The 25,033-nt window shown below is 56.6% G+C and carries 26 protein-coding genes; 18 read left to right on the forward strand and 8 right to left on the reverse strand.

Translation table 11 applies throughout. The features are described from left to right. The first annotated feature begins 15 nt into the window (after nt 1–15). From LCM31_RS08150 to LCM31_RS08175, 6 genes are all read left to right on the forward strand, one after another. Entirely contained in the window at nt 16–507 is a 492-nt protein-coding gene (locus LCM31_RS08150) for a hypothetical protein (protein WP_224869013.1), read from the forward strand. A 98-nt stretch (nt 508–605) separates the two neighbouring features. Then, the gene (gene cueR, locus LCM31_RS08155) at nt 606–995 is read left to right on the forward strand and encodes a Cu(I)-responsive transcriptional regulator (RefSeq protein WP_224869016.1); all 390 of its coding nucleotides are present in this window, start codon (nt 606–608) and stop codon (nt 993–995) included. A gap of 96 nt (nt 996–1,091) precedes the next feature. Further along, nucleotides 1,092–2,187, forward strand: a protein-coding gene (gene prfB / locus LCM31_RS08160; RefSeq protein ID WP_100169375.1) for a peptide chain release factor 2 whose coding sequence is annotated in 2 segments (ribosomal slippage) — nt 1,092–1,163 and nt 1,165–2,187 — 1,095 coding nt in all. Because the reading frame shifts where the segments join, the coding sequence is not laid out codon by codon here. A 235-nt stretch (nt 2,188–2,422) separates the two neighbouring features. Then, a complete protein-coding gene (gene lysS, locus LCM31_RS08165) occupies nt 2,423–3,910 on the forward strand; it encodes a lysine--tRNA ligase (protein ID WP_224869018.1) in 1,488 nt (495 codons plus the stop codon). Nucleotides 3,911–4,223: 313 nt separating this feature from the next. Beyond that, on the forward strand, nt 4,224–5,486 hold the full coding sequence (gntH, locus tag LCM31_RS08170) for a guanitoxin biosynthesis MBL fold metallo-hydrolase GntH (protein WP_224869020.1): 1,263 nt from the start codon (nt 4,224–4,226) through the stop codon (nt 5,484–5,486). A gap of 50 nt (nt 5,487–5,536) precedes the next feature. Then, a complete protein-coding gene (locus LCM31_RS08175) occupies nt 5,537–6,427 on the forward strand; it encodes an outer membrane protein (protein WP_224869022.1) in 891 nt (296 codons plus the stop codon). Nucleotides 6,428–6,444: 17 nt separating this feature from the next. On the opposite strand, the gene LCM31_RS08180 is transcribed toward LCM31_RS08175, so the two are convergent. The 6 genes from LCM31_RS08180 to LCM31_RS08205 all read right to left on the reverse strand — a co-directional run bounded on the left by LCM31_RS08180 (nt 6,445) and on the right by LCM31_RS08205 (nt 13,104). Beyond that, a complete protein-coding gene (locus LCM31_RS08180; protein ID WP_224869023.1) occupies nt 6,445–7,785 on the reverse strand; it encodes a HupE/UreJ family protein in 1,341 nt (446 codons plus the stop codon). A 16-nt stretch (nt 7,786–7,801) separates the two neighbouring features. Then, on the reverse strand, nt 7,802–9,739 hold the full coding sequence (locus tag LCM31_RS08185; RefSeq protein ID WP_224869025.1) for a hypothetical protein: 1,938 nt from the start codon (nt 9,737–9,739) through the stop codon (nt 7,802–7,804). Between the two features lie 321 nt (nt 9,740–10,060). Further along, entirely contained in the window at nt 10,061–10,954 is an 894-nt protein-coding gene (locus LCM31_RS08190) for a PDZ domain-containing protein (RefSeq protein WP_224869028.1), read from the reverse strand. A gap of 52 nt (nt 10,955–11,006) precedes the next feature. Then, entirely contained in the window at nt 11,007–11,618 is a 612-nt protein-coding gene (locus LCM31_RS08195; protein ID WP_224869031.1) for a TPM domain-containing protein, read from the reverse strand. Nucleotides 11,619–11,673: 55 nt separating this feature from the next. Beyond that, the gene (locus tag LCM31_RS08200; RefSeq protein WP_224869033.1) at nt 11,674–12,426 is read right to left on the reverse strand and encodes a TPM domain-containing protein; all 753 of its coding nucleotides are present in this window, start codon (nt 12,424–12,426) and stop codon (nt 11,674–11,676) included. A gap of 36 nt (nt 12,427–12,462) precedes the next feature. Continuing rightward, the gene (locus LCM31_RS08205) at nt 12,463–13,104 is read right to left on the reverse strand and encodes a LemA family protein (RefSeq protein ID WP_224869035.1); all 642 of its coding nucleotides are present in this window, start codon (nt 13,102–13,104) and stop codon (nt 12,463–12,465) included. A gap of 171 nt (nt 13,105–13,275) precedes the next feature. On the opposite strand from LCM31_RS08205, the gene LCM31_RS08210 reads away from it, so the two are divergent. From LCM31_RS08210 to ung, 5 genes are all read left to right on the forward strand, one after another. Further along, on the forward strand, nt 13,276–13,812 hold the full coding sequence (locus LCM31_RS08210; protein WP_224869037.1) for a YaeQ family protein: 537 nt from the start codon (nt 13,276–13,278) through the stop codon (nt 13,810–13,812). A 73-nt stretch (nt 13,813–13,885) separates the two neighbouring features. Further along, on the forward strand, nt 13,886–14,368 hold the full coding sequence (locus LCM31_RS08215; protein WP_222229004.1) for a YajQ family cyclic di-GMP-binding protein: 483 nt from the start codon (nt 13,886–13,888) through the stop codon (nt 14,366–14,368). A 34-nt stretch (nt 14,369–14,402) separates the two neighbouring features. Further along, on the forward strand, nt 14,403–15,407 hold the full coding sequence (locus LCM31_RS08220) for an esterase-like activity of phytase family protein (protein WP_224869039.1): 1,005 nt from the start codon (nt 14,403–14,405) through the stop codon (nt 15,405–15,407). A gap of 81 nt (nt 15,408–15,488) precedes the next feature. Further along, a complete protein-coding gene (locus LCM31_RS08225) occupies nt 15,489–16,058 on the forward strand; it encodes a uracil-DNA glycosylase family protein (protein ID WP_224869844.1) in 570 nt (189 codons plus the stop codon). After that, nucleotides 16,045–16,767: a uracil-DNA glycosylase gene (gene ung, locus LCM31_RS08230; protein ID WP_224869041.1), complete on the forward strand. Its 723-nt coding sequence runs from the start codon at nt 16,045–16,047 to the stop codon at nt 16,765–16,767. The genes LCM31_RS08225 and ung overlap by 14 nt, the downstream gene beginning before the upstream one ends. Before the next feature lie 125 nt (nt 16,768–16,892). Here the strand turns inward: ung and ygfZ are convergent, their stop codons facing one another. Then, complete coding sequence (gene ygfZ / locus LCM31_RS08235; RefSeq protein WP_224869043.1) at nt 16,893–17,954, reverse strand: CAF17-like 4Fe-4S cluster assembly/insertion protein YgfZ; 1,062 nt, start codon at nt 17,952–17,954, stop codon at nt 16,893–16,895. A gap of 139 nt (nt 17,955–18,093) precedes the next feature. On the opposite strand from ygfZ, the gene LCM31_RS08240 reads away from it, so the two are divergent. Together LCM31_RS08240 and LCM31_RS08245 are read left to right on the forward strand one after the other, a co-directional pair. After that, nucleotides 18,094–18,339, forward strand: a complete 246-nt coding sequence (locus tag LCM31_RS08240; protein ID WP_224869045.1) for an FAD assembly factor SdhE — start codon at nt 18,094–18,096, stop codon at nt 18,337–18,339. Next, nucleotides 18,299–18,820 carry a protein YgfX gene (locus tag LCM31_RS08245; RefSeq protein ID WP_263601020.1) on the forward strand — a complete coding sequence of 174 codons (522 nt, stop codon included), beginning with the start codon at nt 18,299–18,301 and terminating at the stop codon, nt 18,818–18,820. Before LCM31_RS08240 ends, LCM31_RS08245 begins: the two co-directional genes overlap by 41 nt. Before the next feature lie 41 nt (nt 18,821–18,861). Here the strand turns inward: LCM31_RS08245 and nadB are convergent, their stop codons facing one another. Continuing rightward, nucleotides 18,862–20,496 carry an L-aspartate oxidase gene (gene nadB / locus LCM31_RS08250; protein ID WP_224869047.1) on the reverse strand — a complete coding sequence of 545 codons (1,635 nt, stop codon included), beginning with the start codon at nt 20,494–20,496 and terminating at the stop codon, nt 18,862–18,864. 180 nt (nt 20,497–20,676) lie between these two features. On the opposite strand from nadB, the gene rpoE reads away from it, so the two are divergent. The 5 genes from rpoE (at nt 20,677) to ycjG (ending at nt 25,019) form a co-directional block, all read left to right on the forward strand. Beyond that, nucleotides 20,677–21,291, forward strand: a complete 615-nt coding sequence (gene rpoE, locus LCM31_RS08255) for an RNA polymerase sigma factor RpoE (protein WP_010132909.1) — start codon at nt 20,677–20,679, stop codon at nt 21,289–21,291. Between the two features lie 239 nt (nt 21,292–21,530). Next, on the forward strand, nt 21,531–22,226 hold the full coding sequence (locus LCM31_RS08260; protein WP_224869049.1) for a sigma-E factor negative regulatory protein: 696 nt from the start codon (nt 21,531–21,533) through the stop codon (nt 22,224–22,226). A 58-nt stretch (nt 22,227–22,284) separates the two neighbouring features. After that, a complete protein-coding gene (locus tag LCM31_RS08265) occupies nt 22,285–23,328 on the forward strand; it encodes a MucB/RseB C-terminal domain-containing protein (protein WP_224869051.1) in 1,044 nt (347 codons plus the stop codon). Nucleotides 23,329–23,365: 37 nt separating this feature from the next. After that, nucleotides 23,366–23,839, forward strand: coding sequence for a SoxR reducing system RseC family protein (locus tag LCM31_RS08270; protein WP_224869053.1), 474 nt, complete (start codon nt 23,366–23,368; stop codon nt 23,837–23,839). A 199-nt stretch (nt 23,840–24,038) separates the two neighbouring features. Further along, nucleotides 24,039–25,019, forward strand: a complete 981-nt coding sequence (ycjG, locus tag LCM31_RS08275) for an L-Ala-D/L-Glu epimerase (RefSeq protein WP_224869055.1) — start codon at nt 24,039–24,041, stop codon at nt 25,017–25,019. The last annotated feature ends 14 nt before the right edge of the window (nt 25,020–25,033 follow it).

A 25,033-nucleotide genomic window follows, 5' to 3' on the forward strand; every position in this document is an offset into this window, starting at 1 on the left:
CAAAGGAGAGCAAACATGTATCAGAGACTGATTCGAATGGTGGTTGCCGCCTCGATTGCCGTCGCGGTGGCGGGCTGTGATACCTCCCGTGATAAAATTGCGGCCGACAAGCCGAATGACGCGGCGCCACCCAAGGAAGAGAAACAGGCGCCTGCCGCGGCGGAGCCTCCAGCTGCCGCCGGCGCGCAAACCTCGACCGATGCCAATCTGTGGGTGATGCAAGCTCGCGGTAATCGCCAGTGCGAAGGCGGCGGCCGCAGCCTGCAGGCAAGTTCCGCGCAATTGGTGGAAAACGGTATCAAAGTTCAGGAGAGCCGCTGCGCTACCCGCACCGATCGCATGTATCCGGCTGTCTGTGGTGGTGCCACCGGCGATGTACTGATACACAAAATCCCCGCAGGGTTTCTCGATGCCGCTCTTGAACTCGGATTTGACCCGGCCAAGCCTGGCCAGTACCAGTTGGGTGACTGTCCGCAGGAGACTCCGGGAGGGGCTGCCTCTCGTTGATGCGGAGGTCCATATCTCCCCGGGGCAGCCCGTGTCTTGACCTTTCCCCAGGGGGAGGGCGCAAGGTGGTGGCCTATTGCGAATGAGAGGGAGGGGAGATGAATATTTCACAGGCTGCCCGGCAAGCGGGACTGACGCCAAAGGCATTGCGTTATTACGAATCTATCGGGCTGCTTGCCCCGGTCCGTGGTGAGAATGGCTATCGAGACTATGCCGCTGCCGACGTGGCCACACTGCAGTTTATTCAGCGCGCTCGCGCCTGTGGGTTTGCCATCGAAGAGGTGCGTGAGCTGCTGAGCCTGTACCGCAACCCCGCCCGCCGCAGCCACGATGCCAAGGCGTTGGTTGCGGAAAAACTCGCCCAACTGGAGCGGCAGCTGCAAAGCTTGCGCGCCATGCGCGTGACCCTTTCCGAACTGGCGGACTCCTGCCCCGGCGATGACTCCCCCAATTGCCGTATTCTCGACCAGCTTGCCGGCGGAAAGTGAGTGTTTCCGGGGCTGGCGCTCTGCTGCCCCTTATGTCTGCGGCCGTCCTGAGGTAGAATGCGCGCCCGAATTTAACCGACAGAAGCCGACGCATCTATGGAAATCAATCCGCTTCTAAACCAGATGAAAGACCTCGAAGAGCGCACCGACGTTCTTAGGGGGTATCTTTGACTACGCTGGCAAGAAAGAACGCCTGACCGAGGTCGAACTGGAACTGGCCGAGCCCAGTGTCTGGGACGAACCCGACCGCGCCCAGGAACTGGGGCGTGAACGCTCCTCCCTGGAAGCCGTGGTGAAAACCATCGACGACCTCGATAGCGGCATCAGTGACTGCCGCGAACTCCTCGAAATGGCCGTGGAAGAAGACGACGAAGACTCCGTCGAGGAAGTCTCCAGCGAACTTGGCAACCTCCAGCAGCAGTTGGAAACCCTCGAGTTCCGTCGCATGTTCTCCGGCGAGACCGACCCCAACAACGCCTATCTGGATATCCAGGCCGGCTCCGGTGGTACCGAAGCCCAGGACTGGGCCGAGATGCTGCTGCGCATGTACCTGCGCTGGGGCGAAGCCCACGGCTTCAAAACCACCCTGGAAGAAGCCTCCGCTGGCGAAGTTGCGGGCATCAAGAGTGCCACCATCCACTTCCAGGGCGAATACGCGTTCGGCTGGCTGCGCACTGAAACCGGTGTACACCGTCTGGTGCGTAAGTCTCCGTTCGATTCCGGCAACCGCCGTCACACCTCGTTTACCTCTGTTTTCGTCTCTCCCGAGATCGACGACAACATCGAGATCGAAGTGGACAAGTCCCAGGTGCGCGAAGACACCTATCGCGCTTCTGGTGCCGGTGGTCAGCACGTGAACAAAACCGACTCTGCCGTGCGTTTGACCCACATCGAGTCCGGCATTGTTGTGGCCTGTCAGAGTGAGCGCTCCCAGCACCAGAACCGCGACAAAGCATGGAAGATGCTGCGCGCCAAGCTCTATGAGCAGGAGATGCAAAAGCGCAACGCCGAAAAGCAGGCGATGGAAGAGAGCAAATCTGACATCGGCTGGGGCAGCCAGATCCGCTCCTACGTACTGGACGACCAGCGCATCAAGGATTTGCGCACCAGTGTTCAGACCAGTAACTGCCAGGCAGTGCTGGACGGGGACCTGGACCAGTTTATTGAGGCGAGCTTGAAAGCAGGGCTGTAAACCTAAGCCCCAAAGCGCAATTTGCTTACGAAGTTAAATACTTCAAATTGAAGGCGGAGTGCTGGGGGTTCGGTTTCGAAAGCGTCGGCAACAGGGATGTTGCCGACGCAGCGTACAGGGACGTATTCACAGCGGTTTCGAAACCGAACCCCCAGTGCTTTGCCGCCACGGACTTTGATTAGAACTTTTGAGAGCTACGAAGTCCGAAACACACCCAAAAGACATGTGATAGATCATGAGCAACACACCAACTCCGCAAGACGAAAACAAACTGATCGCCGAGCGCCGCGCCAAACTGAGTGCCATGCGTGAGAAGGGCAATGCCTTCCCGAACAGCTTTCGCCGCGAAGACCTCGCCGCCGACCTGCAGAAAGAGTTTGGTGAGAAAACCAAGGAAGAGCTGGAAGCCGAAGGCAATACCGCCTGCGTCGCGGGTCGTATCCTCGCCAAGCGCGGCCCTTTCATGGTGATTCAGGACGTCTCCGATCGCATCCAGCTGTACGCGGATAAAACCGCACAGAAAGATATCAAAGAGCGCTGGGGTACCTGGGATATCGGCGACATCGTTGGCGTAAAAGGCACCCTGCACAAATCCGGCAAAGGCGACCTCTACGTAAACTGCGAAGACTACAGCCTGCTGACCAAAGCACTGCGCCCGCTGCCGGAAAAATTCCACGGTATTGCCGACCAGGAAATGCGCTACCGCCAGCGCTATGTCGACCTGATTGCCACCCCAGAATCCCGCGACGTTTTCCGCATTCGCTCCGAGGTCATCAGCTATATTCGCAGCTTCCTGAACAACAACCAGTTTATGGAAGTGGAAACGCCGATGCTGCAGGTGATTCCCGGCGGCGCTACCGCGCGTCCGTTTGTCACGCACCACAATGCGTTGGATATCGACATGTACCTGCGTATTGCGCCGGAATTGTACCTCAAGCGCTTGGTCGTCGGCGGCTTCGAGCGGGTTTACGAGATCAACCGTAACTTCCGTAACGAAGGCCTGTCCACGCGCCACAACCCCGAGTTCACCATGCTCGAGTTCTACCAGGCGTATGCGGACTACAACGACCTGATGGACCTGACCGAAGCCATGATTCGCGGCATCTGCACCGACGTACTGGGCCGCACCACCGTGAACTACCAGGGCAGCAGCTACGACTTCGCCAAGCCGTTCGACCGTATCAGCGTGTTCGACTCCATCCTGAAGTACAACCCGGAGCTGAAAGCGTCCGATATCGACAATATCGACAGCGCGAAAAAGGTTGCAGAAGGTCTGGAGATTCCGCTCAAGGGTATCTGGGGTCTCGGCAAGATTCAGATCGAAATCTTCGAAAAAACCGTCGAGCACCGCCTCGACCAGCCGACCTTTATTACCGAGTACCCGACGGAAGTTTCTCCGCTGGCCCGTCGCAATGACGAGAACCCCTTCGTTACCGATCGTTTCGAATTCTTCGTCGGTGGCCGAGAGATCGCCAATGGCTTCTCCGAGCTGAATGACGCGGAAGATCAGGCAGAGCGTTTCAAGGCCCAGGTGGCCGAGAAGGAAGCCGGTGATGACGAAGCCATGCATTTCGACGCCGACTACATCCGCGCGCTGGAGTACGGCCTGCCGCCCACCGCCGGCGAAGGTATCGGTATCGACCGACTGGTGATGTTGCTGACCGATTCACCGTCCATTCGCGACGTATTGCTGTTCCCGCATATGCGTCCTGAAGGCGCCTGATCGCCTCCAGTGATGGTTTGGTACCGTCGGCAATATTGCTGGCGGTACCATTAGCTGGAGCTGCCTTTTTCTTCTTTTCTTTCGTTTCCTTTCTTTCTCTCTTTTGTCGCCGTGTTTATCTTCCCTCGGCATTTCATTTTTGTCTCTTCTTCTTTGCCAGCGGTTGCGTAACTAATTCTTTACAACTAGACCTAGGGGTATAGTCGGGCAAAGTGTGTCCGATAATCTTTGGCACCCTGAACGATTTTCGTATGACTGTTTCCGCGGACGGCGCGCGATACGTTAGTCAATGGTCGAATGTGAAGAGGGTCTTATGGCCGACGGGCGATTACCTTGGAAGCAGGTGTACTGTGTATGTCTGCTGTCTATTTCAGTTATCGCGTTTTGGGTGGCTATTACCGCCGAGCTTATTAGCAATGCGCACGCGCAAGAGGCACGAGGTCAACTAAAAAGCGATGACCCACCGGCGACGCCACCGGGGCGCATCGCTTCACCTGTTCGTGGAAATACGTACCCCGCGAGCTACTTCCCCAATACCGAGTTATTAAATGCAGATGAAATGCGTATTACCGCGCTGGGTACCGGTATGCCCAATCAGACACGTGCCGCAGTTTCCATCTCTTATCTCGTGGAGCTGGGAAATGGGGACAGCTTCCTGTTTGATATCGGCTCGGGATCCATGGCCAACCTGTTTTCGTTGCGACCAGATTTTTCCCGGCTAGACAAGGTATTTGCCAGTCATTTGCATATTGACCATGTCGGTGACTTCATGGGGTTGCACATTGGCGGTTGGCTATCAGGACGGTATACGCCAATGCATTTCTATGGCCCCAGTGGGTCGACGCCGGAGCTTGGTTCAAAAGCGTTTGTAGACGCCATGCAAAAAGGTTATGCATGGGATTTGGCGACACGCACAGGCGCGCTTCCCGACAAGGGCGCAAAGATCGTGGTGCATGAATTTGATTACATGCAGGAAAATGCCGTTGTCTATGAAAAAAACGGTGTAACGGTGCGTTCCTGGCCGGCGATACACAGTCTCGATGGCTCGGTAAGCTACAGCCTTGAGTGGAACGGGTTGAAGTATGTTTTTGGCGGAGATACTTACCCCAACAACTGGTACATCAGGTATGCCAAAGACGCCGATGTCGCATCCCATGAGTGTTTCCTGCCACCGGACGAGCTGGCCAAGTATTTTGGTTGGGATCTAAAGCAGGCTACCTACGTTGCCACGAGAATCCACACATCACCGGATGCGTTTGGCAAGGTTATGTCTGCCATTACACCGCGTCTTGCGGTGGGGTATCACTCGGTTCAGTCACCAGAGAACAACGCGGCCATTATGGATGGTGTGCGTGCAACCTACAGCGGACCGCTGGCCCTGGCGCGTGACCTAATGGTTATCAATGTCACCAAGAACGACATCACTGTGCGCATGGCCACGGTGGACGAATATGTGCTGCCACCGGCGGTCAGTGAAGCCTACAAAAATGCGCCGCGTACCGAGGAAAAAAGTCCTTCTGAAAAGGTAGAGGCGGGTAAATGGCAGGGGTACACACCGCCGCCGATGCCCGAGTAATAATTTAACGGGCGCGTGTCACAGGCGTGCACTAACAGGGAAGTATTTTCATGGACTCGGCAATGGAATTCCGACTGTCTGCTCAGCAAGAAATTTCCGGTGAGCACCGACCACTTGGGCGTTGGCTGGCTCTTGCGCTCGTGTTTTTGGCCGCCATACCGATTACGTCGTTGGCGCAGGACGAGGAAAAGGAGTGGGAGTACTCGCTGACCCCATATCTCTTTCTGCCGATAGCAACCGAAGGAACCTCAACGGTGGCCGGTACCGAGGCGGATCTAGATCTGGACCTCTCAGATGTGTTGGATATCCTGGATATCGCGTTTGCCACGCGTTTTGAAGCGCGGCGCGATCGGTTCGGCATTCTCGCAGACCTCTATTACGTATCCCTGAGCATGGATCAGGGGGCGACGCTCAAACCTGCAGTGAACCCGGATCTGGATTTAACTGCCACGTTGAATGTCGACGTTGATGTGCGCCAGGGCTGGTTGTCTCTACAGGGCTTGTACCGCGCTTTCGAGTCGCCTGTTGGGGCAAGGTATCCATGGGCGATCGACTTGTCCGCCGGTGCGCGCTGGAACTACCTGAAGCAGGAAATCGATACAAATCTGAGAGTCGATATTTTTCCTGGGCCGGGGATCCAGCAATCTCTTGGGGGCACGGAAACCTGGTGGGAGCCAGTAGTGGGCTTTCGTACTGGCATAGAGGTATCCAGTTGTCTGACGCTGGTGTTACGAGCGGATGTTGGTGGTTTTGGTGCTGGCGGCGATGATTTGCAGTGGGGGGTTCTCGTGGGCGCGGAGCGCGCGTTCAATGACCGTCACGCGCTACGATTTGGCTATCTGTTCTATGGTATCGACTACGCAACATATCGCGCAGATGGGCGCTTTGCCTACGATATTGACCAGCATGGTCCATATTTGGCCTATAGCTGGAAATGGTAGCTGCGGGTCTTTCCCTTTTATGTCGTCAGTGCGGTAACAAACTGGTAGCTGCGGTCCAGTGTCCAGAACAATGCAATGGCGCTACAGCTTAATGCGATGCCGGTACAGAGGGAATGCTCCAGGCTTTCCCGCCGATTCCTGATCAGTAACAACAATGGCCAAATCGCAAGAATAATCAGTGCCTGGCCCAACTCCACGCCGATGTTAAATGCCAGCAGGCTTTGCCAGATGTTCGGCGCGTCTACTTTTAGAATCTCGTGTAACACGAATGAAAACCCCAGGCCATGGAGCAGGCCCAGCCCACAAGTACCAACGATAACCCAGCGCTCGCTGCGCCGCAGTGAACCAGCTGCACTGGTATTGCGTTTTCGCCGTGAGGATATCGCCATACATGCCGCATAAATAATGGAAAGCGCAATGCCAGTTTCTACCAGCGGTACAAACCAGGCACCAGAGGGAACCAAGCCAAAGAAGCCGGCCGACAAGGTGACACTGTGGCCCACAGTAAATCCCGTCACTCGCCACATCAATGCAGACAGCGAGGCGGCACCGATAATCAGGCACAGAACGAACAGGACATGGTCGAGACCTGCCAGAATGTGAACCACGCCCTCGTGTATAAAGGTGGACATGGCACGGGAAGTGGAGTGACTGATCTGAATGGGCTCATTCAGTAAGCCACTGGAACGGAAAACCTGTGTTTTGCCATCCCGGTAATCCAGTATCAGATTCGCCGTTTTTTCTTGATCCGGAAGATTTGGGTTCAGGAAGCTGGCAAGGCGATAACTCTCCCCACGCTCGATACCCGGATAGTGCAAGCGGATATCGATCACCGTGTCGCCCACATACTGTTGCGGGTTGCTTGTCTGGGACACGGTTTGCACATACCCCTCGCGGAGCTGTTGCTCATCAGGTGAAAAGGCAACTTGAGCTTCGTGCAGTGTGGCAAAGTCCGGTTCGCTTCCCACTGCATAAAGTCGTACATCGGTTACATGGCCGTTTAGTCTCTGATTGCCAGTCTCCAACTGCAAAGCAGATTCGGCAATGGCACCCAGTCCTTGCGGCTCGGCATAGAATTGCTCAAAGTCCACAAAATGTACCAGTCGGCCTTCTTCCAGTGCATTGCGGGAATAGGGGGCTGGCGCGGGCAATACCCTGGAAGCCTCGTTTGTGCCGACTTTATCCGCAAGTAAATAGGGCAGTGGCAGGCGCAGATAGATGGTGGTGCCATCAGCGGTATGCTCCACATGAAAGATACGCACGTTTAAATTCAGCAGGAAATGTGCACTGGCGGGCGTCGACGACGTTATCAGCGCGAAACCCAGTAGCATCAACATCCATTGGCGCAGCTGTGTCATTGCGCTACTGCCCGATTTATTGGCGTGGAGTGGCATTGGCAGTGCTCCCTGTTTGCGTAGAACCATTGGCAGGCTGTGTGTCCTGTCGCCAAGTTTTTTGCGGTTCAACCGATTCGCGTATGGTGATCGGGGTGAAACCGGCAATCTTCCATATTCCTTTATGCTCCTCGAGATCCAGCATGGCGCGGATATCCAGCAGTTTGCGATCACTATGTCCCCAGAACGGGCCCTCATTTCTCGTCTGCCAGGTACACAGTGCACGGTATGTTTGCCGCGCCCCGGTGGATGTCTGTTCGAGCGCCTCTATCCGCAGGTTGGAAATCTGGGAGACGTAACCGTGATCTCCGGTGATGGTCAGTGGGCGAAAAATAGGGTCAAGCGCGTCCCGGGTTGTCTTTAATGCTTGCTCAGAAACCAGTTGCGACAAGGAGCGTTCGAACTCTGTCGATTCCTGTTCAAGGTAGGCATCCGGTATTTCATTCAGCAGTGAATAAATGATCTCAGAAAATTGCTCGCTATCGGGTGACGCCGGGGCAGACAAGGGGATAGCGAGCGAGTTCTGCATCGCCAGTGCAACACTGAGAATAATGCCCAGTGCGGGTGTGGCCAGAGCCATCACATGATTCCGGGTGTTGCGAAGGCGGAATATGCAAACACCGAGTACGGTGAATGCGACTAGGGCTCCCAGCCCTTTGCCCGATAACGTGAGCCGTTGTGTATCGAGGGTAACAGGGTTAACCGTGGGCTCATCATAGGATGTCAGGAAGTTCTGCCACTCGATGGTTGGAATGGTAGGGGTCAGTTGGGTCGGGAAGGGGCCGGCGGGATCCTGTATCAGAGAGGGTACCCGCTCCTCGAACGGGCTGAACAGATCCCAGTCAACTTCCACATTTTGTGGCAAGCCCTCCACCGGAAAGCGCGCACGGTAGCCAATCAGCAGGGCCCCCAGTGGAATACTCTCATTGTCCTGCAATGGAAGGAATCCGGTACTAGTGAACTTCAGGAAGTGGATTTCGATCGCTTGTGGTTCTACCGCATTTCTATCCACGGCGAGAGGGTTACGACTCCGCAAGAATTCCAGAGCCTCCGTGCGAAACTGTGATTCGAGCGGATCATCGAGTGTTAACCAGGCGTCGAAGCGCTTGTTGGACCAAGTGGCCATGTCCCGAGGCCGAAAAATAATTTCGTGGCGAATCTCGCGCGGTTGAATATAGAGGTACGAATGGAGGGGGAAACGCAACTGGCGCTGAATCCTGGGGTTGATGACCTGTGTTTGCCATGGATCCTGCCGGTTTATTCGCCACGTCACGGAGTGTGATAAGTAGGCGTAGTTGCTCACCGGCATGGCGCCGTGGCGGGAGATAAAGCCGATGGTAGTTGCGCTAAAGCCTGTGAGATCCAGAGGTGGGATGACCGTGATTTTGTCAGCGCCCCCCAGGTCATAGCGGCTGTATACCCGGAGTACTTGTTTGTCCTCCGGCATCGATGGCAATTTTCTTCCGGTGCGGGGGTCAATTTTTCCAGCAAAAGGGGAATATCTGGGAGATCTGGTTGCTGCCGTTACTCGCAGGTCGACGGGATCGTGCACGCCATTCTCGGTCTTTACTCGAACGTTGATGTTTGAATGTTTATCGGCTTCAGCCACCAACCGATTAAGGTTTTCATGCCCCTTCAGCGCTGGCCAAAAATGATGCGCGTCATCAATGGAGATCTCCAGCGTCAATAGTAGATGTTCATCTTCAAATGCAAACTCGGCAATATTGGGTGCAGTTTCGGCGCCAGTAAGGCTCAGGTAGTCGGCTGAGACCGTTCGGCTGACGGCCAACAAAAAAAGCAGTAAAAGAAAGGATATGCAGTATCTTTGATTTAAGTTTGGTTTACCCCGAATTGCACGGGTGGAGTGATTATCAAGTAGATTTTCTTCGCCTTTATCTAGTCTGTTACTCCAGTTCATGGCCGACTTACCGTGAGTTAGTTGGATTTGCATGGCTGAAAGGCAGAAAAATAAAGAAATCCTTTCAATGTCCGATTGTTAGATCTGCCTTTTCGGGTGTTGCTTGTGTGAAATTTACTCCGTCTATGACTCTCAAAAGTCGCTTGTCATAGGTTAATTGCTCTCAGTACAGGTACAGGGCAATTTTCATTTCTTGCATGTGCTGAAATGAGTGTTCGTGTACCTGAGGCCAGGGCGACTTTGCCGTTAGCGGTGGAGTCGCGGTTGAGGACGTTATTTTATTTATCAAGCGCGGAATAGACGGCTTGATGTCGCCTGTCGTTAACCTCGGATACCCAGCGGCCCGGCAGGCAGATAGATGGTTTCTGTGGAGGAGCTTCCCTGTCGCTGAATTTCCACTTCAACGGATGAACCGGGCTTTGCCTGATAAACCTGAGTGCGCAGGTCCCCCATATGGAATACGCGCTGATTGTTGTAGCGAATGATTTTATCGCCGGCTCTTAGCCCGGCATCATACGCCGGTGCAGACTCTATGATGCTGCCGATTTCCATCTCGGTGCGCCCGCCAAACGCATTGAGGTATTGTTCGAACTCCGCCGGATTCAGCTCCTGCTCAAACACACGTCGAGGATTGCTGTAGGTCTGGATTTTTTGCTGCAATGCCAGCGCGCGGTCCGAGCGTTTGTCCTTCATATGGTGATATTCGTAACTGTACTGCATCTGTTCGTACTGCAGGCGCTCCTGCCTATCAATGATTAATGCGGCACGTTCAGGGGTGAAACCTGCATCGATCAGACGCTTTACTTGATTTCCCCGCTGGCGACTGAAGCGATTTTCGGTCCGCTGCCGGTTTCCATGCGCTTGTGGGATTGCCGCCGGTGATTGCGCCATGGACATACTGGCGCGGCGTGTTTGTGGCGCTTCGGATTCTGGCGCTACTTTCGCGCTCAGCTCGCTCACCAGTTCCAGTAGTTGTCCCTGGATTTTCAAGGTCTGGTCTAGGGTCTTCTCTACCGAAGCAAGGCGCGCCTCGAGGCTGGATTGGCCTGGCTCCGCAGAAGTAAATAGTGAGGGCGACGTCACCGCCCCTTTCGCTTGTATGTCAGCTTCCCCAAGGAAAGCCATTGCAGTGCCGATCACTACCAGCAATCCAAACCCTATGGGGATTCGATATTTAAGAATCTGGGGAGGGATATTGGGCAGTGAGCGCAGCATTGGACCACCTATAAGCTTTTATCGCGGTCGGAAAAGGGAAAGCTGCGGTAAATTATAGAACGACCAGATGATTGGGCAGTTCGTTCTTGATGACGGTGGCGGGTGCTGCTTCTTCGAGCAGCTCGCCACACTTCTCAACACAGTGCACAAAGGCCTCGCCGGTTTTTCCCTTCCGCACTTCGCGAATAAAATTTTCGACAATTTCCTGCCAGGCTTCGTTGGTGATTTGCTCTGCGAGACCGCGGTCGGCGAGTATTTCGACATAATGTTCGGCCTGAGAGACAAAGATCAATAAGCCGAGGCGGTCCTTGGTACTGTGCAGTTCGTGCTCAAGGAATTGTCTGCGTGCGAGATTGGCGGCGCGCCAGTATTTGATTTTTTTCGGAACCAGCCACATGGTCAGCGGTCGCCAGCGAAACAGCACGGCGAGCACAATAAACAGAATCCACTGTAGGGTGAATGCCTGCTGGTATTCGATCCACCAGGGTAAAAATTGCATCAGCGGCGCAATTAATAGCGCGATGAAAGCGGCCCAAAGGGTAGATATATACAGGTAGTTGTCGGATTGGCCGGCCAATACCGTTACCACTTCGGCATCGGTTTTCGATTCCACCTCTTTGATGGTTTCGGAGAGAGTGCGTTTTTCGTTTGCGTTTAGCATCATTGTTTTCAACCACAAGGGTCTTGATATCAGCTACCAGGGTGACGAGCTATCAGAGTTACCAGCCACCAGAGGCACCACCGCCACCAAAGCCACCGCCTCCGCCACCAAATCCACCGCCAAAGCCGCCGCCGCCATAACCACCGCCAAAGCCTCCGCCGCCGTAATAGCCACCGTAGCGGCCGCGGCGATAACCGCTGCTGCCGGCAGGTGCTCCCAGAACAGAGGCGCCAAAAATTTGCAGCATCACAAAGAGCAGGAAGATACCCACCAGTAATGCCAGTTGGCGGTTATCGTCGCTATCGGTGGTTTCCGGCACATACTCATTTTGGGTGGCGGCAATAATCGACTCGACGCCAGCGGTAACACCGCCATCAAAGTTACCAATCCGGAATTCTGGCAGAATCTTGGTGTGAATGATGTTGGAGGAAATCGCATCGGTTAACGCGCCCTCCAGGCCATACCCGACCTCAATACGGACCTGGCGATCCTGCGGGGCAACAATCAGCAGTACGCCGTTGTCTTTGCCTTTCTGCCCGATCTTCCAGTGGCGACCAAGCTGGTAGCCATACTCCTCGATGGTCTGTCCCTGCAAGTCGGGCAGAGTAACTACCACAATTTGGTTGCTACTGATCTTTTCCTGTTGCTGGAGCAGCTCCGATAGTTGGTAGCGCGTGCTTTGGCTGAGCAGGTTGGCATTGTCGACGACACGGCCGGACAGCGTCGGAAACTGGATGTCCGCCAATGCCGCCGTTGCCCACAAGGCACCGGGCAACAGCATTAGAAACAGGGCGATCCGCCGGATCGTCATTGCGCTTGATTCCGCCACGAGCTTAGAGGAAGTGCGTTACTGGAAGTCGACTTCCGGAGCCTTTTCCGCGTCTTCAGAGGTGGCTTGAAAGGTGTCGCGCAGCGGCATATCGCTGTAGAGCACGGTGTGCCAGATTCTGCCGGGGAAGGTACGAATCTCACGGTTGTAGCGTTCCACCGCAGCGATATAATCGCGGCGGGCGACACTGATGCGGTTTTCGGTGCCTTCCAGCTGGGATTGCAACGCCAGGAAATTCTGGTTGGCCTTGAGGTCCGGGTAGCGCTCAACGACTACCATCAGGCGGGACAGGGCACTGCTCAGTTGAGACTGGGCGGCTTCGAATTGCTGGAGTTTCGCCGGGTCGTTGATAATGTCAGAGTTAACCTGCATGGAATTGACCTTGGCGCGCGCCTCGGTGACCGCTTCCAGCGTCTCTTTTTCATGCGCCGCATAGGCCTGGACGGTTTTGACCAGGTTGGGAATCAGGTCGGCGCGGCGCTGGTACTGATTCTGTACCTGTGCCCAGGTGGCTTTCACATTTTCATCAAAGCTGGGGATGTTGTTGATGCCGCATCCACTGAGCGCAAAGGCGACGAGTGCGATCAGGGCAAGATGCCATCCGCGTCCCTTGCTGAGCTGGTGGCGTCCCTGACGTGAAAGTTGGAGAGTAGCGTTCATGCTGTCGGTCCTTTTTCCCTGATCCCTGGTCCCTGAACTCTGGTTCCCAGTCTTGTAGGTTACGAACCAGACAATAATAGTCTTCAATCCGGTATTTTCGGGCAAGAGTTTTCCGGTTGAAGTGGTAACGACACCTTAGATAGCTGTTAGAGAGCTGTTAGAGAGTAGGCAATGGCACTTAAAGCGACCATTTTCAAAGCGCGACTGCAGGTCGCGGATATGGATCGGGATTACTACGCGGAGCACAGCCTGACGCTGGCGCGGCACCCCTCGGAGACCGACGAGCGCATGATGATTCGCTTGCTGGCGTTTGCGCTGAATGCCAGCGAAACTCTGGAGTTTACCCGCGGTCTTTCCAGTGACGATGAGGCCGATGTCTGGCAGCACAATCTGAGCGGGGAAATCGAAACCTGGATCGAGGTGGGTGTGCCGGCGGAAGAGCGGGTGCGCAAGGCATGTGGGCGCGCAGATCAGGTCATGATCTATGCCTATGGCCAGCGCACCGCACCGGTCTGGTGGCAGAAGATGGAGTCCGCCACCGCGCGCTTTGATAACCTGCAGGTGTTTTTCCTGCCTCCAGAGCAGTGTGCGGCGCTCGCTGCTCTGGCGGAGCGCTCTATGGAGTTGACCGCCACAATCCAGGACGGACAGCTGTGGCTGGCCAGTGACACGGAGACTGTGGAGGTTCAGCCGCAGCGCTGGAAATAGAATTTTTAATCCCGCCGATTGTGCGGGGCATTTGAACGGGCCACGTGAACTGGCCATGTTAATGGAGAATAAAATGCCGTCTTTCGATATTGTTTCAGAAGTCGATAAACACCAACTGACCAATGCGGTGGATCAGGTAAACCGCACCATTACCAATCGTTTCGACTTCAAGGGTGTGGATGCGCAGGTGGAGATGAAGGAGTTCGCCCTGACTTTGCATGCGGAATCCGACATGCAGGTAAACCAGATGGTGGATATGTTGCGGGCGGCGCTGATCAAGTGCGATATCGACCCGCTGGCGATGGATGTAGGTGAAGAGGAGCAATCCGGCAAGCTGGTCAAGATTGGGGTCACATTAAAAAATGGCCTCGACAAAGACCTGTCAAAAAAGATTGTTAAGATCATCAAAGACGAAAAACTGAAAGTGCAGGCCGCGATTCAGGGTGATTCGGTACGTGTCACCGGCAAGAAGCGCGATGATCTGCAGCAGGTGATCGCCATGTTGCGGGGGAAGGAGCTGGAGCAGCCGCTGCAGTTCAATAACTTCCGGGATTAAGGCGATTCCTGACGACTCTACCGAGGAAGAACCTTTGAAGAGTTTTAACTGCATGCGCCAAAGCGTTACCGGGCTGGGTATCGGTATTTTCCTGAGCCTGGCTGGGAGCGGCGCTTACGCCAATGGCGCACCGGTACAGCCGGCGAAGCTGCTGGGGGCCTGGTGGGTTGACGGCAGTGAAGGTCTGGATATCTCGGGCCTCAGTTTTTGCGACGGCGAGTTGCTCGCGGTTGCGGACAAATCCTCGGAAAGAATCTACCGCTTGCCAGTCCAGGCGGATGCCGAGCGCGTTACGCTGGAGTCGAAAGCGCGGTTTGCCCGCCCGGGTTTACCGGACGATCAGCCCGTTCCGCTGAAAGTGCGCGCGCTGCACTACGCCAGCACTCCACTCAGTATGGATTTTGAGGGCATCACCTGTGATGCCTCCGGTGTATATCTGCTCAGTGAGCGACACAATCGTATCGCACAGCTCGATTCTGCGGCAAAGCGTGCGCAATGGCTGGCTCCGCGCTGGTCTGAGTCCGCACGTGCGCGCGGTTACTTGCAGATTTTTAACGCAGAGAGTGAAGGGCTTGTTAAGGCCGAGGACGATTTTTGGGTCGCTCTTGAGCGTGAACCTCGCGGCCTGCTGCGACTGAAGCGCGACGAGGAAGTGGGGCAGGATTTCCGTTCGCTTCCCGTAGTGGCGGGCCTCGATTTCCGTGGTCGGGCCGAAGACGTTACCGCACTGGCCTACTACGATGGCAGCCTGTTCACGTTGGAGCGTAACGCCTTTGCCGTGTGTCGGCGGGAACTCACCAGCTTGCGTGCCGAGTGGTGCGTGCACTACCGGGATATTGAGGAGGCGCCAAAGTACGTATATCAGGATACCCGCTTCGGTAAAGGAGAGGGGCTGGCGATCAACCAGCAGGGCATCTTTGTGGTGCTGGATAACAATGGGGTGGCGCGTGTTGCGGATGCCGAAGACCGCCGCGGCCTGCTGTTACACTTGGCCATGCCCGAGTTTGCCAGCGATTCTCCACGCAATGGCACGCGGTAAGCGCTAATGCCCAAGTACCTTATTGCCCAAGTTACATAATTCCCATTGGCTATTTCCAAGCTAGATCAATTACTCAGCGATGTGCGGGCTTGCCGGTTGTGTGAGGAGCACTTGCCGCGCGGGCCGCGGCCGGTTCTGAGCGCGGCAGGGTCGGCCCAGCTGCTGATTGTCGGGCAAGCGCCCGGTACCCGCGTGCACGAGACAGGTATTCCCTGGAACGACCCCTCCGGGGATCGCCTGCGAGACTGGCTGCAGCTGGACCGGGAAACCTTTTACGACGGTTCGCGCATCGCCATTGTGCCCATGGGGTTTTGCTACCCAGGGCGCGGAAAGGGCGGCGATCTTCCTCCCAGACCGGAGTGTGCCGCCACCTGGCACAGTCGCTTGCTGGCGCTGATGCCGAATATCCAATTGACCTTGCTGATCGGGCAGTATGCCCAGCGCTTCTATCTGCCCCACTGGTATGGCAGCATTACCGAAAATGTGCGGCATTACGCCGATGCTCAGCCCCATGGGTTTTTTCCGCTTCCCCATCCCAGCCCGAGGAATACCCAGTGGTTGCAACGCCGCCCCTGGTTCGATCAGGAGGTGGTGCCGGCGTTACGCGCGCAGGTTCATCAGGTTTTAAAGGTCGATAATGCAGGTTCCTGAAGAGTTCAAAATTCACCCATCCTGGTACACCGTGTTGGAATCCCAATTTGGTCAGCCGTATATGACCGAGTTGCGGACATTTTTGCAGCAGGAAAAGCAGGCCGGTAAATCGATCTTCCCACCAAGCGCACAGGTTTTTAACGCCTTCAATTCCACGCCTTTCGACCAGGTGAAAGTCGTGATTCTCGGGCAGGATCCGTATCACGGCGCGGGCCAGGCGCATGGCCTGTGTTTTTCCGTTATGCCGGGGGTGCGTGTTCCGCCATCGCTGAAGAATATTTACAAAGAAATGGAGTCGGATCTCGGTATCGCACCGCCCAATCACGGTTGCCTGCAGCCATGGGCAGAGCAGGGCGTTTTGTTGCTAAATACCACGCTGACCGTGGAGGAAAGCAAGGCGGGCGCACACCAGGGGCGCGGTTGGGAGCAGTTCACCGACGCGGCAGTGCATGCGCTTGCCGAGCAGCGTGATGGTCTGGTATTTATTTTGTGGGGTAGCTACGCGCAGAAAAAAGGTGGATTTATCAATGACCGCCGGCATCTGGTGCTGCGCGGCCCACACCCTTCTCCACTGTCGGCACACCGGGGCTTTTTTGGGACACGCCCGTTTTCCCAGGCCAATGCCTATTTGCAGCAGCGGGGAGGTGCGCCCATTGATTGGTCTTTGCCTCCCGCAGAAACGCTGCAGCGGGTCGCGGTAGAAATCTGAGCGTTACGTCCGATGAGCGGTGGGCTACCGCTCATCGACCAGGCGCTTTAGTTAGATAGACGCTTGAGGTAGGCGCTTGAGATAGGCGCTTGAGATAGGCGTTTGAAATAGACGCTTGCCCCGGCTCACGCCAAGGGGTCGGCATCCGCATCGTACGGGAGTTCAAGCAGCTCCAGTACTCTTCCATCTTTCAGCTGCAGGCTTTCCCCATCGGCCACTTTGCTCTTGGTCAGTACCGCCAGTAGAGCCGTATCGTCTCCCTGAGAGCTGGCCTGCACAATATTGCCAATGCTGGACCCACCCGCCGCGGTAAAGATTTCTTCGCCGGGCGCCGGCAGCTCGCCACCGTCAATTTGCGCGCGGTACATGCGTCGCTTGGTTGCCCCCAGATACTGCATACGCGCGACCACTTCCTGTCCGGTGTAGCAGCCTTTCTTGAAACTGACCGCGTCCAGCAGATGCAGGTTCAGCATCTGCGGGATAAATACTTCGCTGGTGCTGTGATAGACCAGTGGCACGCCGCTGTCGATCAGCTGCAGTAGCCATTGCTGGTAGCTTCCGGGTTCGGCGCCGTTACTGGCAAGTTTTTGCCAAATGTCTGCTGCTTGTTCCGCGGGTACCTGCAGAACCACATTGCGCTCATTCAGGCCGGCTGCGAGCGCCGGGTGCCCGTTGTGATCAAAGGCGCGCAACTGGTGAGGGATCAGATCGCTGTCGGGGGTATTCGACAGCGCCAATAGTGTATTGGCTGCCTGGCAGGCGTCGCGGCCACACAGTGCCAGCCAGCGTTGCGCTTCACTGGTATCACTCAGCTCGGTCTTAAAGAAAACCGCATATTTTTTCAGTGCGGCGAGGGCGGTGGCTACCAGGTCGCGCGGCATCAGTAAGACAAATTCGCTCTGGGTTAGCTTCAGTGCGAAGAAGGCGCTGATCATGCGGCCTTTGGGGTTACAGTGGCTGCCCAGTGTCAGCTGCCCGTCTGGCAAGTTGACCAGGTCGCAGGTGAGCTGGCCCTGCAGGAATTTCTGGCTGTCGGGGCCGCTGATCGCAATGGCGCCCAGCGGGCTCAGGTCGATGAGTCGCAGCGCGCTTTTACTCTCAGGTTCATCCTTGGCGAATTCAGCATATCCGTCCCGCCAGAGGGCGCCCTGGGTGCTGAGAAAATCCTGCCACTGCTGTTGATTCATGCTGAACTCGCTGCCTGAGAAATGTACATATGGGCGCCTTCGCGGCGCAACGTGAGCATCTCATAATTGGGGGTTTTGCGGTTGGATTTCAACTACCGCTATACTGCGCGCACTTTGAATTGTGGCTTGAGAACGAAGTATGGATCGCAACCGCCTGTTTTGGGCCAGCCGTCGCGGCATGTTAGAGCTGGATTTGGTGTTGCTGCCGTTTCTGGAGAATGTGTATGACACCCTCTCGGAGGACGATAAGCAGCGATATATCAAGTTGCTGGATGAGCAGGATCAGGACATGTTTGCCTGGTTCCTGCGTCGTGAAGATCCGCAAGACCCTGAGCTGAAGAAGATTGTCCAGATCATCCGCGACAATACCGGTCTCCAGGAATAATCCCGGGGATACGCGCGCTGCCGGCTCCGGGAAGTCTCCCGGAAGCACCCACGCCCGCGGTGGCAGGGCAGAGGCGCGCGCGGCGCGTCTCACCTGTGACTTGGTACCGTCACGTTTACTCCGCCTGTGCCTTCTGCTGATTGTTGCCCAGAGCACTCTCCTGTTACTTGTCTCCCGCCTTCCCTGGTTAGTGGTTTATGCGCTCATACCTGTGGCCTTGCTTTACGGCGTATTTGAATGGCGTCGACTTGGCGCTTCGGTTGGTCGGCTATCTACCGCCGAGCGGCGCTGGTACTGGCAGGTGAAGGGCGGTGCGCGACGGGAGTTTCGCTTTGTCGGCGAGCTGACCTTGTGGCGCTGGTTGATCGTAATTAACGGCAAAGATGTTGAGGGGCGCCGTTTGCGCTTGGTGCTGGCGCGAGATGCCGCCACTGCTGATGAGTGGCGGCGGCTATTAGTCGCTTTGCGTTACTCGCGTTGATTTCGCTCTTGTGCCGCTCAGTGTGGGTTCGTGAGTGTGGCTTATGGGCCAATAAAATGCCGCTGGTCGGCAAAATTTTCCGGTACCAGAATGGTATCCATGGCCAGTTCCCGCAATCCCGGGTAGTCCAGTGAGTAGTGCAGTCCACGGCTTTCCCGGCGATCCAGTGCAGAGCGGATAATCAGCTCCGATACTACCGCCAGGTTGCGCAGCTCAATCAGGTCGCTGGTAATCCGGTAATTCGCATAGAACTCCGTGATTTCCTGCTGCAACAGTTTCACCCGGTGCTCCGCCCGCAGTAGGCGCTTACGGGTCCGCACGATACCTACAAAGTCCCACATAAAGCGGCGCAACTCATCCCAGTTGTGCGAGATCACCACGTCCTCATCGGAATCGGTTACCCGTGAAGCATCCCAGGCCAGTGCCTCGCGCGGTGGGGCGACCTCGTCGATGGAACTGTCGATGTGCATGGCTGCAGAGCGCGCGTAAACCACACACTCGAGCAGCGAGTTGCTGGCCAGGCGGTTGGCGCCGTGCAGGCCGGTAAAAGTGGTCTCACCAATTGCGTAAAGCTGATCCAAATCCGTACGGCCGTGCTCGTCGACCATCACACCGCCGCAGGTATAGTGCGCGGCGGGAACCACCGGGATGGCCTCGCGGGTGATATCGATGCCGTATTCGAGGCAGCTCTTGTATACGGTGGGAAAGTGCTCGCGCACAAACTCCGGGTCTTTATGCGAAATATCGAGATACAGGCAATCGGCGCCCAGTCGCTTCATCTCGTGGTCGATGGCGCGGGCCACGATGTCCCGCGGGGCCAGTTCACCGCGCTTGTCGAAACGATCCATAAAGCGTTTGCCATTGGGCAGCTTTAACAGGGCGCCCTCACCGCGCAGGGCCTCGGTGATGAGCATGGATTTGGCTTTGGGGTGGTACAGGCAGGTGGGGTGGAACTGGTTGAATTCCATGTTCGCAACCCGGCATCCGGCGCGCCAGGCCATGGCGATACCATCGCCGCTGGCGCCATCGGGATTGCTGGTATAGAGGTAGGCTTTGGATGCGCCGCCAGTGGCGAGCACCACCGCGCGCCCCTGGAATACCTCAACCTCTTCCGTTTCTTTGTTATGCACATAACATCCGCCGCAGCGGAAGCGACCGGTTTTAGGGTCCGGCTGACGGATCAGGTCCAGGGCAATATGGTGCTCAAAGCAGTCAATATTTGGGGTGTTGCGGACCCGCTCGAGCAGGGTGCTGTGTACCGCCTGGCCGGTGGCGTCGGCGCTGTGAATAATACGCCGGTGGCTGTGGCCACCTTCTTTGGTCAGGTGATATTCACCATCTTCTTCGCGGGTGAAATCTACGCCCTGATGAATGAGCCAGTGGACGGCGTCGCGGCTGTTTTCCACGGTGAAGCGAACCGCGTCGGGGTGGCAGAGTCCTGCTCCTGCATCTAATGTATCCGCTATATGCGCGTCTACAGAGTCGGCCTCGTCCAGTACACCAGCGATGCCGCCCTGGGCGAACCAAGTGGAGCCATCTTGCAGGCGCTGTTTGGAAAGCAGCGCCACACGGTGGCGTGCAGCGAGGTGAAGCGCCAGGGTTAAGCCGGCGGCACCACTGCCTACAACTAGCACATCGTAATTGTTCTCGTTGTAGCTGTTCTCGTTAGGATTCACGGGTCCGTTTGCCTTCTCTCTCGTGGAGTTTTATTCGTCTCAGGGGGCGCGTAGTATACGCCATCTTTAAAAATTACCGATTTGTCAGGAACTTATGACCAAAATTTGGTGTCTCGGACACAATAGAAAAAGCATGGCTAAGGCGCTGCGAGGTGTCTGGGCCGCGGTTTGGAGTAGGGGATGACAGGGCAACAGGCGTCACCAAGTGATCGCCAGCTGGTAGAGCGGGTACAGAAAGGCGACAAGCGAGCCTTCGACCTGCTGGTGTTGAAGTACCAACACAAAATCATGGCGGTGGTTAGCCGCTATATCAACGATCACGCCGAAGTGCATGATGTGGTGCAGGAAGCGTTTATCAAGGCTTACCGGGCGCTGGGCAATTTCCGTGGGGAGAGTGCCTTTTATACCTGGATGTATCGCATCGCGATTAATACCGCCAAAAACCACCTCGTTTCTCGCAGTCGCCGTCCCCCTTCATCGGATGTGGATCTGGAAGACGCCGAATTCTATTCCGGCGCCGACTTGTTGCGCGATAACGAAACGCCAGAGAACCAGTTGTTCCGTGATCAACTGGAAGCGGCGGTGCACCAGGCAATCCGCGAACTGCCAGAAGATCTGCGCTCAGCCGTTACCCTGCGCGAGATGGAGGGGCTGAGCTACGAGGAAATCGCCGAGGTCATGGGGTGTCCAGTGGGCACCGTGCGCTCGCGTATTTTCCGCGCGCGGGAGGCCATTGATCGCGCGGTACAAGCGACCATGGCCGGTGAGCCCGAATCCGTTGACGGGCGCAGCTAGTTTGGCCGAGTCCGGCAGGTGGTCATTTTTTAATCTATTTTGTTTTATCGGGATAGCTTGTCGAGAGGTTTCTGGCCTAAATCCAGAGCCTGACCGGGACGACAGGTAAAAATATCGACGAATTCACACAAAATTTGTCTGCTAGGTAAAACTTTTTTGCGAAGCCCGGGTCTGACGTATTAACAAACAGGGTGTGAACTAGCGCCCAAAGAATTGCACTGAGAAGAGGGTTTACCCGTATGTCCCACGGGAGTCATCAACAGCGCCTGAATGAATCGCTATCCGCATTAATGGATGGCGAGGCCAACGAGTTGGAAATTCAGCGCCTGCTCAAAGAGTCTGACGCCAGCGGTGCTTCAGACGGTGAGTTGGGTCACCGCTGGTCTCGCTACCAGTTGGCCGCCAGCGTGATGCGTGGTGAAAAGGTGGCGCCGGTGGATATGGGGCTCGCCGCGAGTATTTCTGCAGCGATTGCCGACGAGCCGTCGCTGGAGTCTGCACAGCAGGCTTCGGCGAACGATGCGGGTAATGGCCAAGCGAGAAGCCGTTGGTGGCGTCCACTCTCTCGCGGCGCCGTGGCCGCGACCGTGGCATTTGCCGCCATTTTGGGGGTGCAACAGATGCAGGCCCCGCAAGTGCAGGGTGATCTGGTAGCGGAAGTTGAGGCTCCCCAGCCCCAGCCAGTGACTACCAATCCGCAACCCGGTAGATTTTTGACCCCGACATTGAATACGCGCGCGGTAAGCACCGCACCACAGCTGGTACCCGAGCAACGGGTTGGCCCGGCTCCTCAGGTGCAGGTTGTGCCCACGCCAGAACTGATGCGACATTTGAATCGGGTAATGGTTGAACACTCAGAGCAGGCCGCTCGTATTGGTAGCCAGGGTATGGTTCCTCATGCTCGGGCAACCTATGGGGAGCGCCCATCGGAGTAATGGCGGCTGCCGGAGGTGCCTCCGGTTGTCTCGTTGTTGAGCAACACAAAGCATGACCATGGAAAAACTGATTTTTCGTATCCCTCGCAAAGCCAACAGTTCGCTGTTGGCTTTTTTACTATTAGCCTCGCCACTGGGCTTCGCCCAGGACAATGCGCCAGCGGACGATCAATCGACACCGCAAGAGGCTCCCCATCAGGTTCCTCAGCAAGCCCCTGAGGAGATCCCGCAAGATGCCCGGGACGCCACGGCGAGTGAGGCAACCCGTGTGTTGCTGGCGCGGCTCGCACAGGCGGTCGCCAACCTCGAGTATCGAGGGTTGGTAACCTTTGAGCATGTGGGCTCCATGGAAACCCTGGAAGTCGTGCACGGTATTCGCGATGGCGAGCAGGTCGAGCGTATTCGCTATCTGACCGGCAGTCCCCGCGAGAAGGTGACCCGTAGCGGAGACGAACAGTGTCGCTCCAGCGGCAGCGTATTTCCCCGTTCCGGCCTGCTGAGCGCCGCTGGGCTGCAAACTGTTCAATCCAATTATGCGTTTTTGATCCGCGGAGAAGAGCGTGTCGCAGACCGCGAGGCGATCGTACTTGAGGCTCGCCCACGGGACCTGCACCGCTTTGGGATGGTGATCAGTGTCGACAAGGAAACCGGCTTGCCACTCAAATCCATGCTGATTGCCCCGGCGGGACGGGTTCTCGAGCGCTTTCAGTTTGTCGAGCTGGATCTGACACCGGTAACCGACGATGAGTTGAAGCCTCAGACCCCCTCGACAGAGCCAAGTACCGGTGACGAAGCGGCAAAATGTGCGACTGTGGAAAGTCGCTGGCGTCTCGGTTGGGCACCCAGCGGTTTTAAACCGGTTGCCGTACAGGCGTTAAGCGATGGGCAAATGCTGGTATTTAGTGACGGCCTGAGTGCATTCACCGTGTTTGTGCAGCAGCTGCCGGAAATGAACTACAAGGGGCGCGCCGTGCGCGGCGCCACCGTGGCTTACATGGACCATATCGATGTCAATGGTGCACGTTACACCGTGACAGTGGTGGGTGAAATCCCCGACAATACCGCGCAATTGGTGGCCAAAGCGGTCACCGAGGCAAACTGACGGCGTGGACTGAGCGGATAGTACGGTAAGGCACGGCATGATCGAAGAGCGCGGAAAAGTGGTCGCCGTTGACGGCGAATCGATTTGGGTGGAAACCGTTCAGCGCAGCGGTTGCCACGGTTGCGCGGCCAAGTCGGGATGTGGCACCGGGTTGCTTGGCGACTTCTGGGCAAGCGCTTCCCGGGTGCGTGTACAACTTCCTCCGGCAGAATCTCAGGCGGTGCAGCTGCACGACACTGTAGTGATTGGGATTGGTGAGCGAGTGCTGGCGAGTAGCGCGCTGGTGGTTTATCTGGTGCCGCTGGTACTTTTGGTTGCCGGCGCGTTGGCTGGGCAGGCGTTGGGCTCTGAGCCGCTGGCGATAGCCGGTGCACTGCTCGGTTTGTTTGCCGGCGCCCTGGCGATTCGTACATACAGTTACCTGCGCCGCGGCGATGCGGCCCTTGAGCCTGTGTATCTGCGCCGAGAACAACGCAATCCCTGCGCAATTCCTATTGCCCCAGTGAGCTGAGCCCGTGCGCGGGTCTTGCTCTGCCTGAGTGCCTGCTTTGCCGTTTCTCACTGTTCTCTGAGCATTCCCTAATTTCTCGCAGATTTCTCGCTGCTTCAGCGGGCTTTTCTCTGCTACCTCACAAACTGTTTCTACACTGAAGGTGACCCATTGGCCGGCCCGCTCCGGGCATGACGGATACCAATAAGAGGAAACAAGGATGGCAGGGCAAAGGGAGTTAGACCGGGTTCAAGCCTTCGAAGGCCGCTGCTACGCGGAGAGTTGGCCGCTAAAAACCACCTTCGTGATTTCCCGAGGAGCTCGCAGTGAGGCGCGGGTGGTTGTGGTGGAAGTTGAAGCGGAGGGGGTTGCTGGCGTGGGCGAGTGCACTCCATATCCTCGCTATGGAGAAAGCTTGGAATCCGTGCTGGCAGAAGTCACTTCGGTGTTGCCGGCATTGCGCCAGGGAATCTCGCGCAGCCAGTTGCAGGAAGTCATGCCTGCGGGGGCGGCGCGTAATGCGGTAGATTGTGCGATGGCCAACTGGGCAGAGAAAAGGCACCGTCAGAGTTTTGCCGGGCCTGAGTCTTTGCCTACCGTGCAAACTCTGGTGATTGCCGCTCCGGGCGATATGGCGGAGGCGGCGAGTGCCGCCGAGCAGTCCGGTGTCACCGTACTCAAACTCAAGCTTGACCATAAGCAGGTGCTGGAAAGAGTGGCGGCAGTGCGCGCCGCTGCGCCCGCCTGTGAGCTGGTGATCGATGCCAATGAGGCTTGGTCCGCCGATGGCTTGCCCGCTCTGTGTGACGCGCTTGCGAAGCAGGGCGTGTCCATGCTGGAGCAACCGCTGCCTGCGGGGGATGACCGCGCCCTCGCAAATTTTACCCACCCCATCCCCATCTGTGCCGATGAGAGTTGTCACACCCGGGCGGACTTACCGCGGCTCGCGGGGCTGTACGAGATGGTCAATATCAAACTGGATAAAACGGGCGGACTCTGGGAGGCGCTGCTCCTCGCAGACGCTGCACGTACCCATGGGTTTGAGGTCATGCTGGGCTGTATGCTGTGTACCTCACGGGCAATTCGCGCCGCCTGGCCGCTGGGGCAGGGGGCGCGGTTTGTAGACCTGGATGGCCCTACCTGGCTGGCAAAGGATGTCGACCCGCTGCAGTTCTTTCACGGAAGGGTGTACTGGACCTGAAGCGCGTGTCGCGC

The organism is Microbulbifer agarilyticus (assembly GCF_020171345.1).
GTDB lineage: Bacteria > Pseudomonadota > Gammaproteobacteria > Pseudomonadales > Cellvibrionaceae > Microbulbifer > Microbulbifer agarilyticus_D.